At 66.8% G+C, this 18,884-nt stretch carries 16 protein-coding genes and 5 tRNA genes; 8 read left to right on the top strand and 13 right to left on the bottom strand.

The genetic code is table 11. From position 1 onward, the window contains the following. Nucleotides 1-85: 85 nt before the first annotated feature. Together ABD767_RS08355 and ABD767_RS08360 are read right to left on the bottom strand one after the other, a co-directional pair. Nucleotides 86-883: a DUF4377 domain-containing protein gene (locus tag ABD767_RS08355; RefSeq protein WP_103043874.1), complete on the bottom strand. Its 798-nt coding sequence runs from the start codon at nucleotides 881-883 to the stop codon at nucleotides 86-88. A gap of 81 nt (nucleotides 884-964) precedes the next feature. Continuing rightward, entirely contained in the window at nucleotides 965-2,776 is a 1,812-nt protein-coding gene (locus tag ABD767_RS08360; RefSeq protein ID WP_103043873.1) for a glutamine--tRNA ligase/YqeY domain fusion protein, read from the bottom strand. 248 nt (nucleotides 2,777-3,024) lie between these two features. Here ABD767_RS08360 and ABD767_RS08365 point away from each other — a divergent pair, with 248 nt between their 5' ends. Genes ABD767_RS08365 through ABD767_RS08375 form a run of 3 tightly spaced genes read left to right on the top strand, consistent with a single transcriptional unit; the run spans nucleotide 3,025 to nucleotide 4,739 of the window. After that, on the top strand, nucleotides 3,025-3,375 hold the full coding sequence (locus ABD767_RS08365; protein ID WP_103043872.1) for a hypothetical protein: 351 nt from the start codon (nucleotides 3,025-3,027) through the stop codon (nucleotides 3,373-3,375). 51 nt (nucleotides 3,376-3,426) lie between these two features. Beyond that, a complete protein-coding gene (gene aroQ / locus ABD767_RS08370) occupies nucleotides 3,427-3,873 on the top strand; it encodes a type II 3-dehydroquinate dehydratase (RefSeq protein ID WP_103043871.1) in 447 nt (148 codons plus the stop codon). Continuing rightward, a complete protein-coding gene (locus ABD767_RS08375; protein WP_103043870.1) occupies nucleotides 3,867-4,739 on the top strand; it encodes an alpha/beta fold hydrolase in 873 nt (290 codons plus the stop codon). Before aroQ ends, ABD767_RS08375 begins: the two co-directional genes overlap by 7 nt. A gap of 21 nt (nucleotides 4,740-4,760) precedes the next feature. On the opposite strand, the gene ABD767_RS08380 is transcribed toward ABD767_RS08375, so the two are convergent. Continuing rightward, entirely contained in the window at nucleotides 4,761-5,639 is an 879-nt protein-coding gene (locus tag ABD767_RS08380; protein ID WP_103043869.1) for an EamA family transporter, read from the bottom strand. A gap of 256 nt (nucleotides 5,640-5,895) precedes the next feature. Here ABD767_RS08380 and ABD767_RS08385 point away from each other — a divergent pair, with 256 nt between their 5' ends. Both ABD767_RS08385 and murI read left to right on the top strand, forming a co-directional pair. Further along, nucleotides 5,896-6,759: a DUF3014 domain-containing protein gene (locus ABD767_RS08385; protein ID WP_344869275.1), complete on the top strand. Its 864-nt coding sequence runs from the start codon at nucleotides 5,896-5,898 to the stop codon at nucleotides 6,757-6,759. A 117-nt stretch (nucleotides 6,760-6,876) separates the two neighbouring features. Beyond that, entirely contained in the window at nucleotides 6,877-7,773 is an 897-nt protein-coding gene (gene murI / locus ABD767_RS08390; RefSeq protein ID WP_103043867.1) for a glutamate racemase, read from the top strand. 72 nt (nucleotides 7,774-7,845) lie between these two features. Here murI and ABD767_RS08395 read toward each other — a convergent pair whose 3' ends face one another. From ABD767_RS08395 to ABD767_RS08440, 10 genes are all read right to left on the bottom strand, one after another. After that, entirely contained in the window at nucleotides 7,846-8,472 is a 627-nt protein-coding gene (locus ABD767_RS08395) for a DUF6806 family protein (protein WP_103043866.1), read from the bottom strand. 12 nt (nucleotides 8,473-8,484) lie between these two features. Continuing rightward, a tRNA-Leu gene (locus ABD767_RS08400) sits at nucleotides 8,485-8,578 on the bottom strand. A 145-nt stretch (nucleotides 8,579-8,723) separates the two neighbouring features. Further along, a tRNA-Gly gene (locus ABD767_RS08405) sits at nucleotides 8,724-8,799 on the bottom strand. Nucleotides 8,800-8,889: 90 nt separating this feature from the next. Next, nucleotides 8,890-8,963 (bottom strand) — tRNA-Cys (locus tag ABD767_RS08410). Between the two features lie 48 nt (nucleotides 8,964-9,011). Further along, nucleotides 9,012-9,087 (bottom strand) — tRNA-Gly (locus ABD767_RS08415). 122 nt (nucleotides 9,088-9,209) lie between these two features. Beyond that, nucleotides 9,210-11,660 (bottom strand): endopeptidase La, encoded by a 2,451-nt coding sequence (lon, locus tag ABD767_RS08420; RefSeq protein ID WP_103043865.1) that lies wholly within the window; start codon nucleotides 11,658-11,660, stop codon nucleotides 9,210-9,212. A 140-nt stretch (nucleotides 11,661-11,800) separates the two neighbouring features. Next, nucleotides 11,801-13,063, bottom strand: a complete 1,263-nt coding sequence (gene clpX / locus ABD767_RS08425; RefSeq protein WP_103043864.1) for an ATP-dependent Clp protease ATP-binding subunit ClpX — start codon at nucleotides 13,061-13,063, stop codon at nucleotides 11,801-11,803. 122 nt (nucleotides 13,064-13,185) lie between these two features. Next, nucleotides 13,186-13,794, bottom strand: coding sequence for an ATP-dependent Clp endopeptidase proteolytic subunit ClpP (clpP, locus tag ABD767_RS08430; protein ID WP_103043863.1), 609 nt, complete (start codon nucleotides 13,792-13,794; stop codon nucleotides 13,186-13,188). 155 nt (nucleotides 13,795-13,949) lie between these two features. Beyond that, on the bottom strand, nucleotides 13,950-15,266 hold the full coding sequence (gene tig, locus ABD767_RS08435; RefSeq protein WP_103043862.1) for a trigger factor: 1,317 nt from the start codon (nucleotides 15,264-15,266) through the stop codon (nucleotides 13,950-13,952). A gap of 78 nt (nucleotides 15,267-15,344) precedes the next feature. After that, nucleotides 15,345-15,431: transfer RNA gene (locus ABD767_RS08440), tRNA-Leu, on the bottom strand. Between the two features lie 211 nt (nucleotides 15,432-15,642). Here ABD767_RS08440 and hpnC point away from each other — a divergent pair. The 3 genes from hpnC to hpnE all read left to right on the top strand — a co-directional run bounded on the left by hpnC (nucleotide 15,643) and on the right by hpnE (nucleotide 18,776). Further along, nucleotides 15,643-16,521 (top strand): squalene synthase HpnC, encoded by an 879-nt coding sequence (gene hpnC, locus ABD767_RS08445; protein ID WP_103043861.1) that lies wholly within the window; start codon nucleotides 15,643-15,645, stop codon nucleotides 16,519-16,521. Between the two features lie 64 nt (nucleotides 16,522-16,585). Beyond that, nucleotides 16,586-17,425 (top strand): presqualene diphosphate synthase HpnD, encoded by an 840-nt coding sequence (gene hpnD, locus ABD767_RS08450; protein ID WP_103043860.1) that lies wholly within the window; start codon nucleotides 16,586-16,588, stop codon nucleotides 17,423-17,425. A gap of 31 nt (nucleotides 17,426-17,456) precedes the next feature. Beyond that, nucleotides 17,457-18,776 (top strand): hydroxysqualene dehydroxylase HpnE, encoded by a 1,320-nt coding sequence (gene hpnE, locus ABD767_RS08455; protein WP_103043893.1) that lies wholly within the window; start codon nucleotides 17,457-17,459, stop codon nucleotides 18,774-18,776. The last annotated feature ends 108 nt before the right edge of the window (nucleotides 18,777-18,884 follow it).

The raw sequence follows: 18,884 nt of genomic DNA on the forward strand, positions 1-18,884 counted from the left end.
GGCAGGCGCCGCCCAGCGCCTGCACTGCGCGCACGAACAATAAAAAAGCCGCTCTCGGAGCGGCTTTGCCGTACAGGGGCGCCCGTTACTTTTTGACCTGCTCGGACTCGACGACCATGTCCAGCACATAGGCCAGCGACGAGGCGTCGGCCGGCGGGTTCTTCACGCGGTAGCGATCCAGGCGCAGCACGTTGCGCACGCCGTCCTGGTGCTGCCAGCCTTCGATCTGGCCGTAGAACAGCTCCCACGGCCCTGCGCCTTGCTTGACTCCGTTGTCGGCATAGCGGATCTCGCGCACACGCAGGCATTGCGCGTCCTTGACGACGCCGTGGCTGCAGGCCACGCGGTCGGGGGCAACTTCCCAGAAGACGCGCTCTGGCGCGCTACCGTAGCGCGTCTGCGGCGTAGGCGTGCCCGCCAGCTCCCAGCGGCTGCCGTCGGCAAAGCCGAGCGTGAGCACCGGTGCGCCGCCACCCTGCGCCAGCTGCGCGCTGCGCGCGCTGGGCAGTTGCTGACCGACGCGATGCTCCAACTGCATCAGGCCGTCCTCGGCGCAGGCGCGCATCGTGCTCATCGGGCGCTGTACCTGCAACTGCGTGCCATCGATTCGGTAGCCGGCATTCATGATGTTGCACAGCTGCTGCACCGACAACTGGCGGGCGTTGAACTGCAGACGCAGTGGCTTGCGGCCCTTCAACTGCCAGGCCTGCGTTGCCTGGCCGGCGCCGTCGTGCGCGGTGCGCAAATCCCATACATAGGCTTGCAGTTGCTCGGCGGTGGGGGCGGCCTGGTTCATGGTCTGGGCGGGCTGCTGCGCGCAGGCTGCCAGCAAGGCAGCGCCGGCCAGCAGGCCAATGCGGGTAATGCTTTTGAAATGGATCATGGCGAAATCAGAGTAATGCGGCGGGGCACAAGTTCCGCGGCATCGGCCCGGGGCGCGAACAGCCCGCTGCCAATGCTGGGCTTACTTGCCCCAGCTGTCCTTGAGACTGGTGATGCGGTTGAACACCGGCTTGCCGGACGCATGGTCGTGGCGGTCGGCGACGAAGTAGCCGTGGCGCTCGAATTGGAATTTGTCGTCGGCCCGCGCTGCGGCCAGCGAGGGCTCGGCCCAGGCGGTGGCCACGCGCAGGCTGCCCGGGTTAAGCAGTGTCAGAAAATCCTTGCCGCCGGCGTCGGGCTGGGCGTCGGTGAACAGGCGGTCGTACAGCCGCACCTCGGCCTGCACGCCGTCGTGCGCGCCCACCCAGGTGATGGCGGACTTGGCCTTGACGCTGTCGGCGCCGGGCGTGCCGCTCTTGGTGTCGGCGATGACCTTGGCGTGTACTTCGGCCACCTGGCCGTCCGCGCCGCGCACGCAGCCGGTGCACTCGACGACGTAGCCGCCTTTGAGGCGTACCAGGTTGCCCGGGAACAGGCGCTTGTAGCCCTTGGGCGGGGTCTCCTCGAAGTCCTCGCGCTCGATCCACACCTGCCGCCCCAGCTTGAACCGGCGCGGCGCGGGCGCCTCCTGCCCGTCCACCGCGTGCGGCAGCGCGGGCAGTTGGCAGTCCTCCAGGTGGCCGTCGCTGCCAAAGACCTCGGCCCAGTTGGTCAGCACCAGCGGCACCGGGTCGAGCACCACCATGGCGCGGTGGGCACGCGGCTCCAAATCCTCGCGCAGGCAGCCTTCCAGCGTCGCATAGTCGATCCAGCTGTAGTCCTTGGTCACGCCGATGCGGTCGCAAAACAGCCGGATGGCCGCCGGCGTGTATCCGCGCCGGCGCAACCCGACGATGGTGGGCATGCGCGGGTCGTCCCAGCCGGCGACGATGCCGTTGTCCACCAGGTGCTTGAGCTTGCGCTTGCTGGTGATGACGTAGGTGAGATTCAGCCGCGCAAATTCATATTGGCGCGGCTGGGGCGTGGCAATCAGGTCGCCCTCGGCCAGGCGGTCGAGCAGCCAGTCGTAAAACGGGCGCTGATCCTCGAATTCCAGCGTGCAGATGCTGTGCGTGATGCATTCGAGCGCGTCTTCGATCGGGTGCGCAAAGGTGTACATCGGGTAGATGCACCACCGGTCGCCGGTATTGTGGTGCGTGGCGCGGCGAATGCGGTAAATCGCCGGGTCGCGCATATTGATGTTGGGCGACGCCATGTCGATTTTTGCGCGCAGCACCGCCGCACCGTCGGGCAGCTGGCCGTCGCGCATCGCGCGAAAGCGCGCCAGACTCTCGGCCGGGGTGCGGTCGCGAAACGGGCTGTTCACGCCGGGCTTGCTGAAATCGCCGCGGCTGGCGCGCATCTCGTCGGCAGTCTGCTCGTCGACGTAGGCGTGGCCGGCCTCGATCAGGTACTCGGCAGCGCGGTACATGAAGTCGAAGTAGTCGCTGGCGAAATACTGGTGCTCGGCGCCGTCGGTGTCCTTCCAGTCAAAGCCCAGCCAGTGCACCGCATCGATGATGCTGTCCACGTACTCCTGGTCTTCCTTCTCCGGGTTGGTGTCGTCGAAGCGCAGGTGGCACACGCCCTGGTAGTCGCGCGCCAGGCCAAAGTTCAGGCAAATGCTCTTGGCGTGGCCCACGTGCAAATAGCCATTGGGCTCGGGCGGAAAGCGCGTGCGAATCGCCGCAGCATCCAGCGCGCCGGCGCGCTGGTGCGCCGCGTCGCCGGGGCTGCCGGCCCAATGGTTGTGTGCGTGCTTGCCGGCGGCCAGGTCGGCTTCGATGATCTGGCGCAGGAAATGGCTGGGTTTGGTCGGCTCAGCCGACGGTACAAAAGGGGCAGGAGTGCTCATCCCGGGGATTCTAGTGTGGAGGCGCTCCGCGCCCGGCTGCCCGGCACCTGCTCACCAGCGCCGCAAGTAACCGGCTGACACGTCCTGTTGACCAACGGACACACAAACGCAACACAACCCTGCCAACCTGAAGGCCTGTCGCGCGTTAAGACAATGAACCACGATCAAGACCAGGACTGCCTGCCACAGGCAGCGCCCCGGTCTGCCCATGCACCCGGCGCATGCGCCACTGCCCAGGAGATACCACCATGTCCAAGCTTTCCGCCCTCTGGCGCCCCCGCGCAGCCGTAGCCGTTCTGGCTACAGCCTTGCTGGCCGCCGCCGGCAGCGCCCAGGCGCGCAGCGACGTGTACTGGTCGGTCGGCGTGAACGCCCCCGGCATGGTCGTTGGCGTGGGCAGTGTGCCGCCGGCCGTGGTCTACGCCACGCCACCGGTCTACTACGCGCCGGCACCGGTGTATTACGCACCGCCGCCGGTGGTCTATGCCCCGCCAGTCTGGCGCGGGCACCACCGCAAGCACAAGCATTACGCTCCGCCACGCGGCCACCACTACGGCCATGGCCACCCGGGCCGCGGCCACGGCGGCCACCGGCGCTGAGGGTCGGCCACAGCCGCATAATGGCCGGCTGACTGCTTCTCAGCCCACGCCATGCCCCAAACCGTCTACGTCCTCAATGGCCCCAACCTGAATCTGCTGGGCACGCGCGAGCCCGGCATCTACGGCGCGCAGACGCTGGACGACGTACGCCAGCTGTGCGAGGTCGCCTGCACCCGCCACGGCCTGACGCTTGCGTTTCACCAAAGCAACCATGAAGGCCAGTTGGTCGACTGGATCCATGAAGCCGGTCGCCTGCACGCATCGGGCGGCCTGGCCGGCGTGGTGCTCAATGCCGCGGCCTACACGCACACCAGCGTGGCGTTGCTTGATGCGATCAAGGGCACGGGCGTGCCACTGGTCGAGTTGCACATCAGCAACGTCCACGCGCGCGAGCCGTTTCGCCACCACTCCTATATCGCAACGGCGGCGCGCGCCGTGATGTGCGGCTTTGGCGTTGCCGGCTACGGCCTGGCGATCGACGCCATCGCCCAATGGTGAAGCCGCAAGGCCACGCGCTGGAGCTGCCCGCGTGGCTGCAACCGCTGGAGCAGCGCGCCAGCCGCCACGCCACCGCCATGGCCGGAGGCGGGCGCATGGTGTGGCACCACTGGGGGACGGATACCAGCGACCACGCGCCGCTGGTGCTGCTGCACGGAGGCAGCGGCAGCTGGACGCACTGGGCGCACAACATCGACGCGCTGGCCGCCAGCGGCCGCACGCTGTGGGTGCCCGACCTGCCGGGCTTTGGCGACTCCGATCCGCCCCCGCAGGGCTGCGACGCGCAGGCCATGGTGCAGCCGCTGGCCGATGGCCTGCAGCTGCTGCTGGGCGCTCAGGAATGCGACCTGGTCGGTTTCTCGTTCGGCGGACTCACCGGCGGCCTGCTGGCCGGCGCCCACCCCGAGCGGGTTCAGCGCCTGGTGCTGGCCGGCGCGCCGGCCATGGGCGTGGTTCCGCGGCGCCAGTTCCAGTTGCGCGGCTGGCGCCACCTGAAGAACGAAGAGGCCCGCAACGCGGTGCACCATCACAACCTGGCCGAACTGATGCTGCACGACGCCGCGCGCATCGACGCACCCACGTTGCAACTGCATGTGCACAACGTGCTGCGCGACCGTCTGCCGCAGCGACGCACCTCGGACACCGACGCGCTGGCGCGTGCCCTCGCGCAGGTGACCAGCCCCGTCCACGCCATCTACGGCGCCCACGACGCACTGTACAAATCCTGGATCAGCCACCTGGACAGCGCCTTTGCCGCCACCGGCGCGCCCTACCGCGGCCTGCAGCTGATTGCGGATGCCGGGCACTGGGTGCAGTACGAGCAGCCGCAGACGTTCAACGCGGCGCTGCTGCGCGTGCTGGGCTGACAGCCCTCGCACCGGCGCGCGTCAATCGCGGCGCAGCAGCACCGCGCCGATGGCGACGACCACACAGACCATCGCCGCCATGTCCTGCCAGTGCGGCCACTCGCCAATGACCAAAGGCGCGCTGAGCGTGCCAATCAGTGGCACGGCCATCACGCTCATCGCGCTGGTGGCCGGCGGCAGCGCGCGCGCCAACGCAAACCAGACTACCTGCGCCGCACCGTAGTTGATCAGCACCGTCCAGACCAGTACCACCCACATTACCGCGCTGAAATGCCAGTTCTGCGGCGGCTCCAGCCACAGTGCCAGCGCGGCAATGACCAGCGCGGACAGCACCATCATCCACACCACCAGTGTCTCGGCCGGCATCGTCAGATGCGCGCGGCGCATCCAAATCGTGCCCAGCGCCCAACTCAGCGCCGCGCCCTGCATCCAGGCAATACCCAGCGGGCTGCCAGCCAGCTGCGCCAGCTCATTGCCCAGCAGCAGCGCAATGCCGGCAAGCACCGCGGCCACTGCCAATACCAGCCGACCGGTCAGCCGCTCGCCATAGAACAGCACGCCCAGCAGCACGGTCCACACCGGCATGGTAAAGCCCAGCGTGGCCGCGCGCCCGGCCGGCAGGTGCGCCACGCCAATGATCGACAGCGCGTGCCAGCCCAGGATGTTGGGCAGGCCCAGCACCACCACGTCGCGCCACTGGCGCTCGCCGCGCGGCAGCATCGGCAGGCCGCGCGCGCCAAAGTACCAGGCCAGCGCCAGTGCGCCCAGGCCCATGGTCAGCGCACGAAAGTACAGCGGCGAGAGCTCGCGCAGCGCCAACTTCATCACGGGCCAGTTCAGGCCCCACATCAAGGTCAGCAGCAGCAGGCCAATGAGCTGGCGGCGGGACAGGGCGGTCATGGCAAACAAGGGCGGGAACACGCCAGTGTCACCGATCGCCCTACCGTGCGGCTCTAGCCGACGCCGGCGCGCCCTGCGCAATCGCCGAACCAAGCCATCAACAGCGGCGATGGCCGGACAGCCCCCCCCCCCGCCGGGCACCGCGGCACTGGCCGCGCCGCGGCAAGCGCTGCACAATGCACCCATGTCTGACCGCCCTTCGCCCAACATTCCTTCGCGTTACCAGCCCCGCGCCAGCCGTTGGCCAGCCTGGTTGGTGGTCTTGGCCTTGGCCCTGCTGGCGCTGGCCGCCGCCTGGTGGGTGTGGATGCGCCCGACCGAACTGCCAATGCCCGCCAACACGCCTGCGGCCAGCACGACCGCCACCTCGGGACAGTCCTCGCCTGACCAGCCGCCCGCCGAACCGGCCAGCACCGACGCCGAGGCCCCGTTGTACCCGCTGCCGCCCGAGGCCGGTGACGACACCCTGCCCCTACCCCTGCCCGCCCAGGCCGACGGCGATGCGCTGGTTGCACAGGCAGCGCAAGACTTGCTTGGCAAGGCGCAAGTGCTGCAGTTTTTCCAGCTCGACGCCCTGGTTCGGCGCATCGTCGCCACGGTGGACAACCTGGCGCGCCCGCTGGCGCCCGCGCAACTGTGGCCGGTGCATCCCACACCGGGGCGTTTCAGCGCCGAACAGACTGAGCAAGGCCTGGTGATTGCACAAGCCAATGTGGCGCGCTACCGCCCGCTGGTCGCGCTGGCCGAGTCTCTACCGCTGGACGGCGCGGCGCGCCTGTACCGCCACCTGTACCCGCTGTTCCAGCAGGCCTATGAAGATCTGGGCTACCCCGAGCAGTATTTCAACGACCGGCTGGTGGCCGTGCTCGACCACCTGCTGGCCACGCCCGAGCCGGCCCAGCCGCTGCGCGTGCAGCTCACCCCGGTCGCGGGCGAGGTTCCGTCACTGCGCCCCTGGGTGCGCTACGAGTTCGCCGATGCCGCCCTGCAGCAGCGCTCCAGCGGCCAGAAAATCCTGCTGCGCATGGGCGCGGACAACGCCAGGCGCCTGAAGACCGTGCTGGCGGGCTTTCGCGCGCGCGTGGCCGTCGGTGCCGACGAGACTGCCCAGCGGCCTTGAGAGGCTGAAGCTGAGGCTTGAACTCGACCCGCGCGGCGCGGCCACTCCCACTCTGCTGCCCCTTGAAGCACGGCACAAAAGAGGACAATGGCGGGTTTTGACCTGCTCCGCGTCCCGATGCACCCTCCCCCCGACTCCAGCGCCGCCGGCATCCCGCAACGACAGGGGGTGGCAGAGCGCGACGCGCCAATTGGCGTGTTCGACAGCGGCGTGGGCGGACTGAGCGTGCTGCGCGCGCTGCGCAACCGCATGCCGCACGAGCACTTCGTCTACCTGGCCGACAGCAGCCATGCGCCCTACGGCGAAAAAGGCGACGCACTGGTGCAGCAGCGCAGCCTGACGATTGCCCGATTCCTGCACCAGCGCCACCAGATCAAGGCATTCGTCGTCGCCTGCAACACCGCCACCGCCGCAGCGGTGCAATTGCTACGCAGCGAATTGCCCGGCCTGCCCATCGTGGGTGTGGAGCCCGCCCTCAAGCCCGCGGCCGCGCACAGTCGTACCCACCACGTCGGTGTGCTGGCCACGCGCGGCACCGTGACCAGCGAGCGCTTTGCGCGGCTGCTGGCCGCCCAAGGCAGCGGCACGCAGTTCGCCATCCAGGCCTGCGACGGGCTGGCCTGGGCCATCGAGCAAAGCACGGCAGCCCCCGCGGACGATGCACAAGCGCAGGCGCGTATCCAGGCGCTGTGTGCTCGCTACGTCCATGCGTTGGGCAACCTGGGCGAACAACCGGGACAGATCGACACCCTGGTGCTGGGCTGCACACACTATGTATTTGCGCTGCCCTGGCTGCAGGATCTGGCCGGCCCGCAGGTACAAATCATCGAAACAGGCCCCGCCGTGGCCCGGCACACGCATCAATTACTGGCACAGCGCGACCTGCTGGCCCACCGCGACACCGCCGGAGCCACCACGCTGCTGACCACCGGCGCGCTGGCGGCGCTGGCCAGTGCGGCGCAGCGCTGGCTGGCGCTGGATGCGGCGCACTGCACCGCCGCCGAGGTGGAATGAGCCACCTGGCAGAGCAACAGGAAAGTTGAAAATCTGCTGGCGCGCGCCGGCCTGCGACGCGCGCGCATGCGCTCAATGCAGATGACGCGGGCGGCGCCCGCCGCCGCCGTGGCTGCCACCCGGGTTGCCGCCACGTGGGGGCTTGCCGATCTCCAGCGAATTGACCAGTGCGTCGAAACGCTGCGAAAACAGCTTGTCGATCTCGGCGACGACCCCGCCCAGTTCGGAGCCGTCGAAGTGACGCTCCATCAGATCGACCACATCCTGCACCAGCAAATCACGCTGCACCTGCATGATGGCCGCCGGCGTGGGACCGACGAACAGCATCAAGAAATCATCGCGCGATTCGGCATCCTCGGGCGCCTCGTCCTCATCGAATTCGGTGTCGTAGAAGGTCACCTCGATCGCCGCGCCCTGCTCGGCCAATTCATTCAGGCTCATGCACATATCGTCCAGCGACTGGCGAAAATCCTCGTCGCCGCACACAGTCCAGCATATCTGCAGCGTACGCTCGCGCGCGTCGTACTGGATGCCCGGCTCTTCCTCATAGTAGCTGGCTGCACCATCAGCCAGAGAGCGCGCACCGGCGTACTTCCACAGCGGACGCAAAGCCTCCTGAAGCTGCGCAAAGTCGATGCCCGGGCGCAACAGCACCTGACCGTGGACGTGAATTTCAAACGGGGGGTTGTAGTGCGACATAGCAATATCTGGTGGTGCCCCGAGCCGGGGTCGAACCGGCACGCCCCTTATGCAGGAAAGCGGCGGATTTTAAGTCCGCAGTGTCTACCAATTTCACCATCGGGGCGACGCACGCCAAGCGTGCAAAAAGACGGTACAGCATCATCAATGGTGCTGCAAGAGCGACACATTCATGCGCCTTCGCGCGCTCTTGGCCAAAAAGGAAAGGGCGCAATAAAAAAGGGAAGCCTGGGCTTCCCTTTGTGTATCTATGGAGCGGGAAATCGGTCTCGAACCGACGACCTCAACCTTGGCAAGGTTGCGCTCTACCAACTGAGCTATTCCCGCATTTTCTGAACCTAATCCATCAATCCGCGATCAGGAAAGTCTGGCATTGTAGCAGTATTTTCTTGATTTCAGAAAAAACTGCTGCAATCCTGGAGGCGCGGGCCGGAGTCGAACCGGCCTCAACGGATTTGCAATCCGACGCATAACCGCTTTGCTACCGCGCCATGCTTTTGACAAAAAGGGAAGCCTGAGCCTCCCTTTGCTGTAAAAACTGGAGCGGGAAATCGGTCTCGAACCGACGACCTCAACCTTGGCAAGGTTGCGCTCTACCAACTGAGCTATTCCCGCATTTACCGAAGCCTTGCATTATAACGTGCGAAGCATCAATGGTGGCAATTGTAGCGTAATTTCTGACCCTTTCAGAAAAATTCTGCGCAAACCTGCCACGCTCTCAAAATCTATGCCGCCCTTCAGTGCTTGACTGAGCGGCTGCGAGCGCGCTCAGGCTTGGCGGCCACCGCAGGCGCTGCTACGGCTGCGGCCACCTCGGCAGCCAGTTCATCGTCGCCCAGCGGTGTGGGCTGGCGCTCCAGCGCAATGTCAAGCACCTTGTCGATCCAGCGCACGGGGACGATCTCCAGCCCCTGCTTGACGTTGTCCGGGATCTCCTGCAGATCCTTGACGTTCTCCTCGGGGATCAGCACCGTCTTGACACCGCCGCGCAGCGCGGCGAGCAGCTTTTCCTTGAGCCCGCCGATGGCGGTCACCTCGCCGCGCAGCGTGATCTCGCCAGTCATCGCGACGTTGGCGCGCACCGGAATGCCGGTAAGCGCCGACACCATGGCCGTGGCCATGGCGGCGCCGGCGCTCGGGCCGTCCTTGGGCGTGGCGCCGTCGGGCACGTGAATGTGCAGGTCGCGCTTGTCGAAAGCCTCATCCCGGATACCCAGCGAGCGCGCGCGGCTGCGCACCACGGTGCGTGCGGCCTCGACCGACTCCTTCATCACGTCGCCCAGCGACCCGGTGCGCTGGATGGCGCCCTTGCCAGGCATGGTTGCGACCTCAATGGTCAGCAGGTCGCCGCCTACTTCGGTCCACGCCAGGCCAATGACCTGGCCAATCTGGTTCTGCGTCTCGGCATGGCCATAGGTGTATTTGCGCACGCCCAGGTAGTCGCCCAGGTTGTCCGCCGAGATCACGACCTGCGGCGTCAGCTGCCCCAGCAGCAGGCCCTTGACGATCTTGCGACAGATCTTGGAGAGCTCGCGTTCGAGCGAGCGCACGCCGGCCTCGCGGGTGTAGTAGCGCACGATGTCACGTACAGCGCTCTCGTGCACGCTCAGCTCCTCTTCGCGCACGCCGTTGCTGGCCATCTGCTTGGGCAGCAGGTACTTGAGCGCGATATTGGTCTTCTCGTCTTCGGTGTAGCCCGACAGACGGATGACTTCCATGCGGTCGAGCAACGCCGGGGGGATGTTCATCGAGTTGGACGTGGCGACGAACATCACGTCCGACAGGTCGAAGTCGACCTCGACGTAGTGGTCGCCAAACTTGTGGTTCTGCTCGGGATCAAGCACTTCCAGCAAAGCGCTCGACGGATCGCCCCGGAAGTCCATGCCCAGCTTGTCGATCTCGTCGAGCAGGAACAGCGGATTGCGGGTGCCGACCTTGTTCAGGTTTTGCAGCACCTTGCCCGGCATCGCGCCGATGTAGGTGCGCCGATGGCCGCGGATCTCGGCCTCGTCGCGCATGCCGCCCAGCGCCATGCGCACGTATTTGCGCCCGGTGGCCTTGGCGATCGACTGGCCCAGCGACGTCTTGCCTACGCCCGGCGGCCCCACCAGGCACAGAATGGGCGCCTTGACCTTGTCCACGCGCTGCTGGACTGCAAGGTATTCCAGGATGCGATCCTTGACCTTCTCTAGGCCATAGTGGTCTTCGTTGAGCACGGCTTCGGCGTGCGCCAGATCCTGCAGGATCTTGGTCTTCTTGCTCCAGGGCAGGCCGGTGAGCACATCGATGTAGTTGCGCACCACGGTCGCCTCGGCCGACATCGGCGACATCAGCTTGAGCTTCTTCAATTCGCCTTGCGCCTTCTTGCGCGCCTCGGCGGGCATCTTGGCGGCCTTGATGCGTTTCTCAATCTCTTCGAGGTCGGCACCCTCCTCGCCCTCGCCCAGTTCCTTCTGGATGGCCTTGACCTGCTCGTTCAGGTAGAAGTCGCGCTGGTTTTTCTCCATCTGGCGCTTGACGCGGCCGCGGATGCGCTTGTCCACGTTGAGGATGTCGACCTCGCGGTCGAGCTGCTCGAACAGGTTCTCCAGCCGCTGCTTGATGCCCGCCAGGCCCAGCACCGCCTGCTTGTGTTCAAGCTTGAGCGGCAGGTGCGCAGCAATCGTGTCGGCCAGGCGGCCGGCGTCCTCGATGCCGGAGATCGAGGACAGGATTTCGCCCGGGATTTTCTTGTTCAGCTTGACGTACTGGTCGAACTGCTGCATCACGGCGCGGCGCAGTGCCTCGATCTCGCTGGCCGGCACGTCGTCCTGCGCCGCCTCGGCCACTTGGGGCACGACGACCGCCGAGAAATGCGTCTCGCCTTCGTCGACCGACTCCAGCTGGGCGCGCTGCAGCCCCTCGACCAGCACCTTGACGGTGCCATCGGGCAACTTGAGCATCTGCAAAATGGTGGAGACGCAGCCAACGTCAAACAGGTCACTGACCTGGGGCTCGTCCTTGGAGGCGGCCTTTTGCGCCACCAGCATGATGCGGCGCTCGCCCTCCATCGCCAGCTCCAGCGCCTTGATGCTCTTGGCGCGGCCGACGAACAGCGGAATCACCATATGGGGAAACACGACCACGTCACGCAGCGGCAGCAGCGGCAAATCAACGGGCGTGGCGGGCAGGGGGGGTTGTCCGGGCATGGTTCATCCTTGAAAAACTTCCAGGCACATATGGGCTGGAAGCGGTAAATATCAACCCGTGCAGCGCTGTTGACTGCAGACTCGCGCTCGGCGGAGCCAAGGGGCGGCCGTCCGCGGTGCGGGCAGCCCAGCCCAGGGTGTCAGGCCTTCTTGGCTGCCTCGCGATAGACCAGCAAAGGCGCCTTGCCTTCGTCGATCGTCGACTCGTCGACCACCACCTTCTCGACGTTGCTGCTATTGGGCAGGTCGAACATCGTGGCGATCAGCGACTGTTCCAGGATGGAGCGCAGGCCGCGCGCGCCGGTCTTGCGCGCAATCGCCTTGCGGGCAATCGCCTTGAGCGCGGCGGGGCGCACCTCCAGGTCGACGCCCTCCATCGCCAGCAGCTTGCTGTACTGTTTGATCAGTGCGTTCTTGGGCTCGGTGAGGATGCGCACCAGCGCGTCTTCACCCAGCTCGGCCAGCGCGGTGACGACGGGCATGCGCCCGACCAGTTCGGGGATCAGGCCGTACTTGATCAGATCCTCGGGCTCGATGTCCTGGAACACCTCGGTGAGCGAGCGCTGCTTCTTGCTCTTGACCGTGGCGCCAAAGCCGATGCCCGAGGCCTCGGTGCGGTTCTCGATGACTTTTTCGAGCCCCGCAAAGGCGCCGCCGCAGATGAACAGGATGTTGGTCGTGTCCACCTGCAGAAAGTCCTGGTTGGGGTGCTTTCTGCCGCCTTGCGGCGGAATGCTGGCCATCGTGCCCTCGATGAGTTTGAGCAGCGCCTGCTGCACGCCCTCGCCCGAGACGTCGCGCGTAATGCTGGGGTTGTCGCTCTTGCGCGTGATCTTGTCGATCTCGTCGATGTAGACAATGCCGCGCTGGGCGCGATCGATATCGTAGTTGCAGCTTTGCAGCAGCTTTTGCACGATGTTCTCGACATCCTCGCCGACGTACCCGGCCTCGGTCAGTGTCGTGGCGTCGGCCATCACGAAAGGCACGTCCAGTTGGCGCGCCAGCGTCTGCGCCAGCAGCGTCTTGCCCGAGCCGGTGGGCCCGATCAGGAGGATGTTGCTCTTGGACAGTTCCACCTCGTCCCTGCCCGCCTTTTCCTTGTGGCGCAGACGCTTGTAGTGGTTGTAAACGGCAACGGCCAGCGTGCGTTTAGGCCCCTCCTGACCGATGACGTAGTTATCCAGGTTGGACTTGATCTCGGCGGGCGTGGGCAGGTCGCCACGCGCGGCCTGCTGCGTCTCGGCCGGCAGTTCGTCGCGAATGATTTCATTGCACAGGTCGATGCACTCGTCGCAGATGAAGACGGACGGCCCGGCGATCAGCTTCTTGACCTCATGCTGGCTTTTGCCGCAAAAGGAGCAATAAAGGGTTTTTTCGCTGGAGGAGCCTTTTTTCTCGGCCATGGAGCAATGCCTTGTGACGGGGAACGTAATGGGATGATAGCGAATTAAAAACGGCGCTTCCCGCAGGGGGAAACGCCGTCGCCCAGGCGGCCTGCGGGTGTGCGGGAGCGCTCTCAGCGCCCTCAGGGGCGCTTGGCGATCACCTGGTCGACGATGCCGTAGGCGCTCGCCTCGTCGGCGGTCATGAAGTAGTCACGCTCGGTGTCGTTGACGATTTTCTCGTAGGACTGGCCAGTACGTTCGGCCAGAATGCGGTTCATCTGCTCCTTGGTGCGCAGGATGTCGCGGGCGTGGATCTCGATGTCGGTCGCCTGGCCGCGCGCGCCACCCAGCACCTGGTGGATCATGATCTTGCTGTTGGGCAGCGAGTAGCGCTTGCCCTTGGCGCCGGCGGCCAGCAGGAAGGCGCCCATGCTGGCGGCAAAGCCGCAGCACAGCGTCGACACGTCGGGCTTGATGAACTGCATGGTGTCGTAGATCGCCATGCCGGCCGTCACGCTGCCACCGGGCGAGTTGATGTAGAACGAAATGTCCTTGTCCGGGTTCTCGCTTTCCAGGAACAGCAACTGGGCAACCACCAGGTTGGCGGTCTGGTCGTTGACCTCGCCCACCAGAAAGATCACGCGCTCCTTCAAGAGGCGCGAATAAATGTCGTACGACCGCTCGCCGCGGCCGGACTGCTCGATGACCATGGGGATCATGCCCAGGGCCTGGGTTTCCAGTGCGCTCATAAATTCTCCAAATCAGTCGGTTACTTTAACCTCAGTTTTTGTACCGGCCGGGGGCTTGCCCGCGCCGGGCGCGGGCCATCCATCGGCCTGGCCAGAAACGCAAATGGGGCCTGTGCGCGCAGGCACAAGCCCCAGAAGGTCGGCGCCGGTGCCGATCAGGCCTGCTGCTGGCCCATAAGCTCGTCGAACGAGATCGCCTTGTCAGTGACCTTGGCCTGGGCCAGCACGAAGTCGGTGACGTTGTTCTCCATCACCACGGCTTCGACGTCGGCCATGCGGTTGCGGTCGCTGAAGTACCAGCGCGCCACGTCCTCGGGCTTCTCGTAGCTGGCGGCCAGCTCGTCCACATGGGCCTTGAGCTGCTCGGGCTTGGCCTGCAGCTCGTTGGCCTTGACCAGCTCTGCCATCACCAGGCCCAGGCGCACGCGGCGCTCGGCCTGCGGGCGGAAGATGTCCTCGGGCAGTTCAGCCTTGTCGGCGTCCTTCATGCCGCGCTGCTTGAGATCGGCGCGCGCCGCATCGCTCAGGCGCTCGATCTCGCCCTGCACGCTGGCGTTGGGCAGGTCCAGCTCGGCCTTCTCCAGCAGCGCGTCCATCACAGCCTGCTTGTTGCGTGCCAGCAGGCGGAACTTGACCTCGCGCTCCAGGTTCTTCTTGATGTCGGCACGCAGCGCCTCGACGGTGCCACCGTCGACGCCCAGCGACGCGGCCAGCTCGTCGTTGACTTCGGGCAGGTGGGCCGCCTCGATCTTCTTGATGGTGACCAGGAAGTCGGCCGTCTTGCCGGCCACGTCCTTGCCGTGGTAGTCCTCGGGGAAGGCCAGCGGGAAGGTCTTGCTCTCGCCGCTCTTCATGCCGCGCACCGCGTCCTCGAATTCCTTGAGCATCTGGCCTTCGCCGACCAGGAACTGGAAGTCCTCGGCCTTGCCGCCAGCGAACGCCTCGCCGTCGATCTTGCCCTCGAAGTCGACGGTCACGCGGTCACCATCCTGCGCAGGCGCATCCTTGGCGCGCTGGGCAAAGGTGCGGCGCTGCTTGCGCAGGATGTCCAGCGTCTTGTCGATCGCCTCGTCGGTCACCTCGGCCGACACCCGCTCGACCTCGACCTCGGTCAGGTTGCCGATCTTGACCTCGGGGAAGACCTCGAAGATCGCGTCAAAGGCGATCTCGCCCTCGGGAGCGCCCTCTTTTTCAGAGATCCGCGGCTGGCCGGCCACGCGCAGCTGCGCCTCGTTGGCCGCCTGGGCAAAGGCCTCGCCCACCTTGTCGTTGAGCACCTCGTAGTGCACCGAGTAGCCATAGCGCTGCGCGACCACGCTCATCGGCACCTTGCCGGGGCGAAAGCCGTCCATCTTCACGGTGCGCGCCAGGCGCTTCAGACGGCTGTCCACCTCGGCCTGGATGGCCGTGGCGGGCAGTTGCAGCGTGATCTTGCGCTCGAGCTTTTCAAGGGTTTCAACGGTGATGGCCATGCTGGCTCCTTGCGATGTCTGAATGAATCAGGCCCCGGCCGTGGTGCAAACCACCTTCAACCGGTGTCCATAGGTGAGTGGTGCGCGGGGGGGGACTCGAACCCCCACACCATTGCTGGCGTCAGGACCTAAACCTGGTGCGTCTACCAATTTCGCCACCCGCGCGGTTCGTGGCCAGCGCCTGCGCTCCGGGGCACCCCGGGCGGCTGCGGCAAAAGGCCAAACGCGCGATTTTAGCGTGTTGCGCGCACGCCTTGTCCGCCAACCGTGGCAGCAGCAGCAAAAATATCGGCAATCGACACCAGTAACGTGCCCGTAGACAAGCCGCAACCCCCACGCGGGCAAGCATGAGGGGCCAAGCGCCACAGCCGCGACAATGGCAGCCGTGAACCTCCCGCCCCCCATCCCAGCTGCCGCCACGCCGCCACGCGTGGCGCATTACGAGAATTTCCCCGTCGCCTCCCTGCTGTGTCCGGCGCGGTTGCGCGCACCGATCCGCGCCCTCTACGCCTTTGCACGCACCGCCGACGACCTGGCCGACGAGGGCGACGCCAGCGCCGGGCAGCGCCTGGCCGACCTGCAAGCCTTTCGCGCCGACCTGCACGCAATTGCCGCCGGCGGCGCACCGTCGCCGCGCTGGGCGGCGCTGTTTGCCGCGCTCCAGGTACAGATGCAGGCGCACCGGCTGCCGCAGCAATTGCTCGACGACCTGCTGGACGCCTTCGTTCAGGACGTGGAGATGACGCAGGGCGGCGCCACCTACGCAGACCATGCGGCGCTGCTCGGCTACTGCAGCCGCTCGGCCAACCCCGTCGGGCGGCTGCTGCTGCACCTATACGGCGTGCACGACGCACCAAGCCTGCGCGAGAGCGACGCCATCTGCAGCGCGCTGCAATTGATCAACTTCTGGCAGGACTTGAGCGTGGACATTCCCCGCGGGCGCCACTACGTTACCGACGCCGACTGCACCGCCCACGGGGTGAGCCGCGCGCAGCTGCAGGCGCTGCAGCCCAGCGCGCCGACCACGGCGCTGCTGGCCGCGCTGTCGGCGCACGCGCGTGCGCTGATGCTGCAGGGCGCACCACTGGCGCGCCGCCTGCCCGGGCGTATCGGCTGGGAACTGCGCCTGGTCGTGCAGGGCGGCCTGCGCATCCTCGATCGCATCGACGCGCTGCAGGGCGGCAACCTGTGCCAGCGTCCCACGCTCGGCGCGCGCGACTGGCTTGTCATGCTGACGCGCGCAGTGCGCATGTAGCGCTGCCGCGCAACAACCGGCATGCCCTGTGGCATAGCGCGGCCATGGGACAATCGCCGCCCAAATGACCCCCGAGCAGTACGTCCAGGACAAGGCCGCCGCCTCCGGCAGCAGCTTTTATTACGCCTTTCTCTTCCTGCCCAAGCCCCGGCGCGCGGCAATCACCGCGTTCTACGCGTTCTGCCGCGAAGTCGACGACGTGGCCGACTTCATCAGCGACCCGGGCGTGGCCGCCTCCAAACTCGGCTGGTGGCGCAGCGAGGTCGACAAATCCTTTGCCGGCAAGCCCAGCCACCCGGCCATGAAGGCCCTGATGTCGCACGCGCCGGTCTACGGCATCACGCGCGAGCACCTGCACGCGGTCATCCGCGGCTGCCAGGTCGACCTGGAGCAGTTCCGCTACAACGACTTCGACTGCCTGGCCAGCTACTGCCACCTGGTGGCCGGCGTCGTCGGCGAGGTGTCGGCGCTGATCTTCGGCCAGACCGACCCGGCAACCACACAGTACGCGCACAAGCTGGGCCTGGCATTCCAGCTCACCAACATCATTCGCGACGTGGGCGAGGATGCGCTGCGCGGGCGCATCTACCTGCCAATCAGCGACCTGCAGCAGCATGGCGTGACCGCGCAAGACATTCTCGAACGCCGCTACAGCGACGCCTTCAGCGCGCTGATGCGCTTCGAGACCGAACGCGCCCACGCGTTGTACGAAGAAGCGTTTGCGCTGCTGCCCACCGCCGACCGACGCAGCCAGAAGCCCGGGCTGATGATGGCCAGCATCTACCGCACACTGCTGCGCGAGATCGAGGCGGACGGCTTTCGCGTGCTCGACCACCGCACCAGCCTGACACCGCTGCGCAAATTCTGGCTGGCCTGGAAGGTGCAGGCGCTGGGGCGCATGTGAGCGGCCACACACCCGCCCGCGCATGCCGGTGTTGAACGTCGCCATCGTCGGCGCCGGCTGGGCCGGCATGGCGGCGGCGGTCACCGCAGCGCAGGCCGGCCACCGCATCACCATGTTCGAAGCCAGCCGCCAGTTGGGCGGGCGCGCCCGCGCCGTCGCCGCGCAACGCAGCGACGGCGCGCCAATCACGCTGGACAACGGCCAGCACATCCTGATCGGCGCCTACGCCGAATGCCTGCGGCTCATGCGCGCCGTGGGCGTGCAACCCGAGCGCGCCTTTCTGCGCCTGCCGCTCACCCTGACCGACCCTGCAGGCGCCGGCCTGCGCCTGCCCCATGCGGCGCCGCCCTGGGACGCGCTGTGGGGCATTGCCCGCGCGCGCGGCTGGAGTTGGGGCGAGCGCGCCGCGCTGCTGGCGCGCGCCGCGCGCTGGCGGCTGCAGGGCTTTGCCTGCGCGCCACAGGCCAGCGTGGCCGACCTGTGCGCCGGCCTGCCACCGCGGCTGCTCACGCATTTCATCGACCCGCTGTGCGTGTCGGCGCTGAACACACCGGCGCGCCAGGCCAGCGGCCAGGTATTTCTGCGCGTGCTGCACGACAGCCTGTTTGCCGGACGCGGCGGCTCCCATCTGCTGCTGCCGCGCACCGACATGGCCGGCCTGTTCCCCGCACCCGCCGCCGCCTGGCTGCAGGCGCGCGGCCACGCGCTGCACCTGGGCCGGCGCGTGCAACGGCTGCAGCGCAGCGGCCAGGGCTGGGCCCTGGACGAGCAGGTCTTCGACGCCGCCGTACTGGCCACGCCCGCCGGCGAATCAGCCCGGCTGGTGGCCGCCGCCGGGGATGCTGCCGGCGCACACTCCGGCGAGCATGTCGAAAAACACGCCGCGCTGCACGACTGGGCCGCAACCGCCCAGCGCCTGCGGCACGCGGCGATCGCCACCGTCTACGCCGAACAGCCACATGCGCGCGGCCCGCTGCTGTCTCAGCCCATGGTGACGCTGCAGCCCAGCGCGCAACATCCGGCGCAATTCGCTTTTGACCGCGCACAACTGGACGGCAGCGCCGGCGTGCTGGCCTTCGTCGTCAGCGCGTTCGACGGCGACCGCGGCGCGCTGGCGGCGCAGGTGCTCGATCAGGCACGCGCGCAGCTCGGACTGGATGGACTGCGCCCACTGCAGACCGTCGTGGAAAAACGCGCCACCTTCGTCTGCAGCCCGTCGCTGCAGCGCCCTCCGCTGCACATCGCGCCGGGGCTGCTCGCCTGCGGCGACTATGTCGACGGGCCCTACCCGGCCACGCTCGAAGGCGCGGTGCGCCATGGCGTTGCAGCTGCGCACCAATTGCAGCGCTGATGGCCAGACGTTAATGCCCGGCGGCTGAGGCCAGCGGAAGCAGCCCGCTCGCCAGGCACCGCAAAACACGTTTCCTGCACCACGGGAAAACCCCGTTGGCACCCGCTG

Source organism: Comamonas faecalis, assembly GCF_039538025.1.
Lineage (GTDB): Bacteria > Pseudomonadota > Gammaproteobacteria > Burkholderiales > Burkholderiaceae_C > Comamonas_C > Comamonas_C faecalis.

What these genes read in the sequence shown, in the direction of transcription:
- clpP (WP_103043863.1), bottom strand. Translation starts at nt 13,794, where the DNA reads ATGAGCGCACTGGAAACCCAGGCCCTGGGCATGATCCCCATGGTCATC.
- murI (WP_103043867.1), top strand. Translation starts at nt 6,877, where the DNA reads ATGCACCCTCCCCCCGACTCCAGCGCCGCCGGCATCCCGCAACGACAG.
- ABD767_RS08375 (WP_103043870.1), top strand. Translation starts at nt 3,867, where the DNA reads ATGGTGAAGCCGCAAGGCCACGCGCTGGAGCTGCCCGCGTGGCTGCAA.
- ABD767_RS08355 (WP_103043874.1), bottom strand. Translation starts at nt 883, where the DNA reads ATGATCCATTTCAAAAGCATTACCCGCATTGGCCTGCTGGCCGGCGCT.
- ABD767_RS08395 (WP_103043866.1), bottom strand. Translation starts at nt 8,472, where the DNA reads ATGTCGCACTACAACCCCCCGTTTGAAATTCACGTCCACGGTCAGGTG.
- ABD767_RS08380 (WP_103043869.1), bottom strand. Translation starts at nt 5,639, where the DNA reads ATGACCGCCCTGTCCCGCCGCCAGCTCATTGGCCTGCTGCTGCTGACC.
- aroQ (WP_103043871.1), top strand. Translation starts at nt 3,427, where the DNA reads ATGCCCCAAACCGTCTACGTCCTCAATGGCCCCAACCTGAATCTGCTG.
- ABD767_RS08360 (WP_103043873.1), bottom strand. Translation starts at nt 2,776, where the DNA reads ATGAGCACTCCTGCCCCTTTTGTACCGTCGGCTGAGCCGACCAAACCC.
- ABD767_RS08365 (WP_103043872.1), top strand. Translation starts at nt 3,025, where the DNA reads ATGTCCAAGCTTTCCGCCCTCTGGCGCCCCCGCGCAGCCGTAGCCGTT.
- clpX (WP_103043864.1), bottom strand. Translation starts at nt 13,063, where the DNA reads ATGGCCGAGAAAAAAGGCTCCTCCAGCGAAAAAACCCTTTATTGCTCC.
- lon (WP_103043865.1), bottom strand. Translation starts at nt 11,660, where the DNA reads ATGCCCGGACAACCCCCCCTGCCCGCCACGCCCGTTGATTTGCCGCTG.
- hpnD (WP_103043860.1), top strand. Translation starts at nt 16,586, where the DNA reads ATGACCCCCGAGCAGTACGTCCAGGACAAGGCCGCCGCCTCCGGCAGC.
- hpnC (WP_103043861.1), top strand. Translation starts at nt 15,643, where the DNA reads ATGGCAGCCGTGAACCTCCCGCCCCCCATCCCAGCTGCCGCCACGCCG.
- tig (WP_103043862.1), bottom strand. Translation starts at nt 15,266, where the DNA reads ATGGCCATCACCGTTGAAACCCTTGAAAAGCTCGAGCGCAAGATCACG.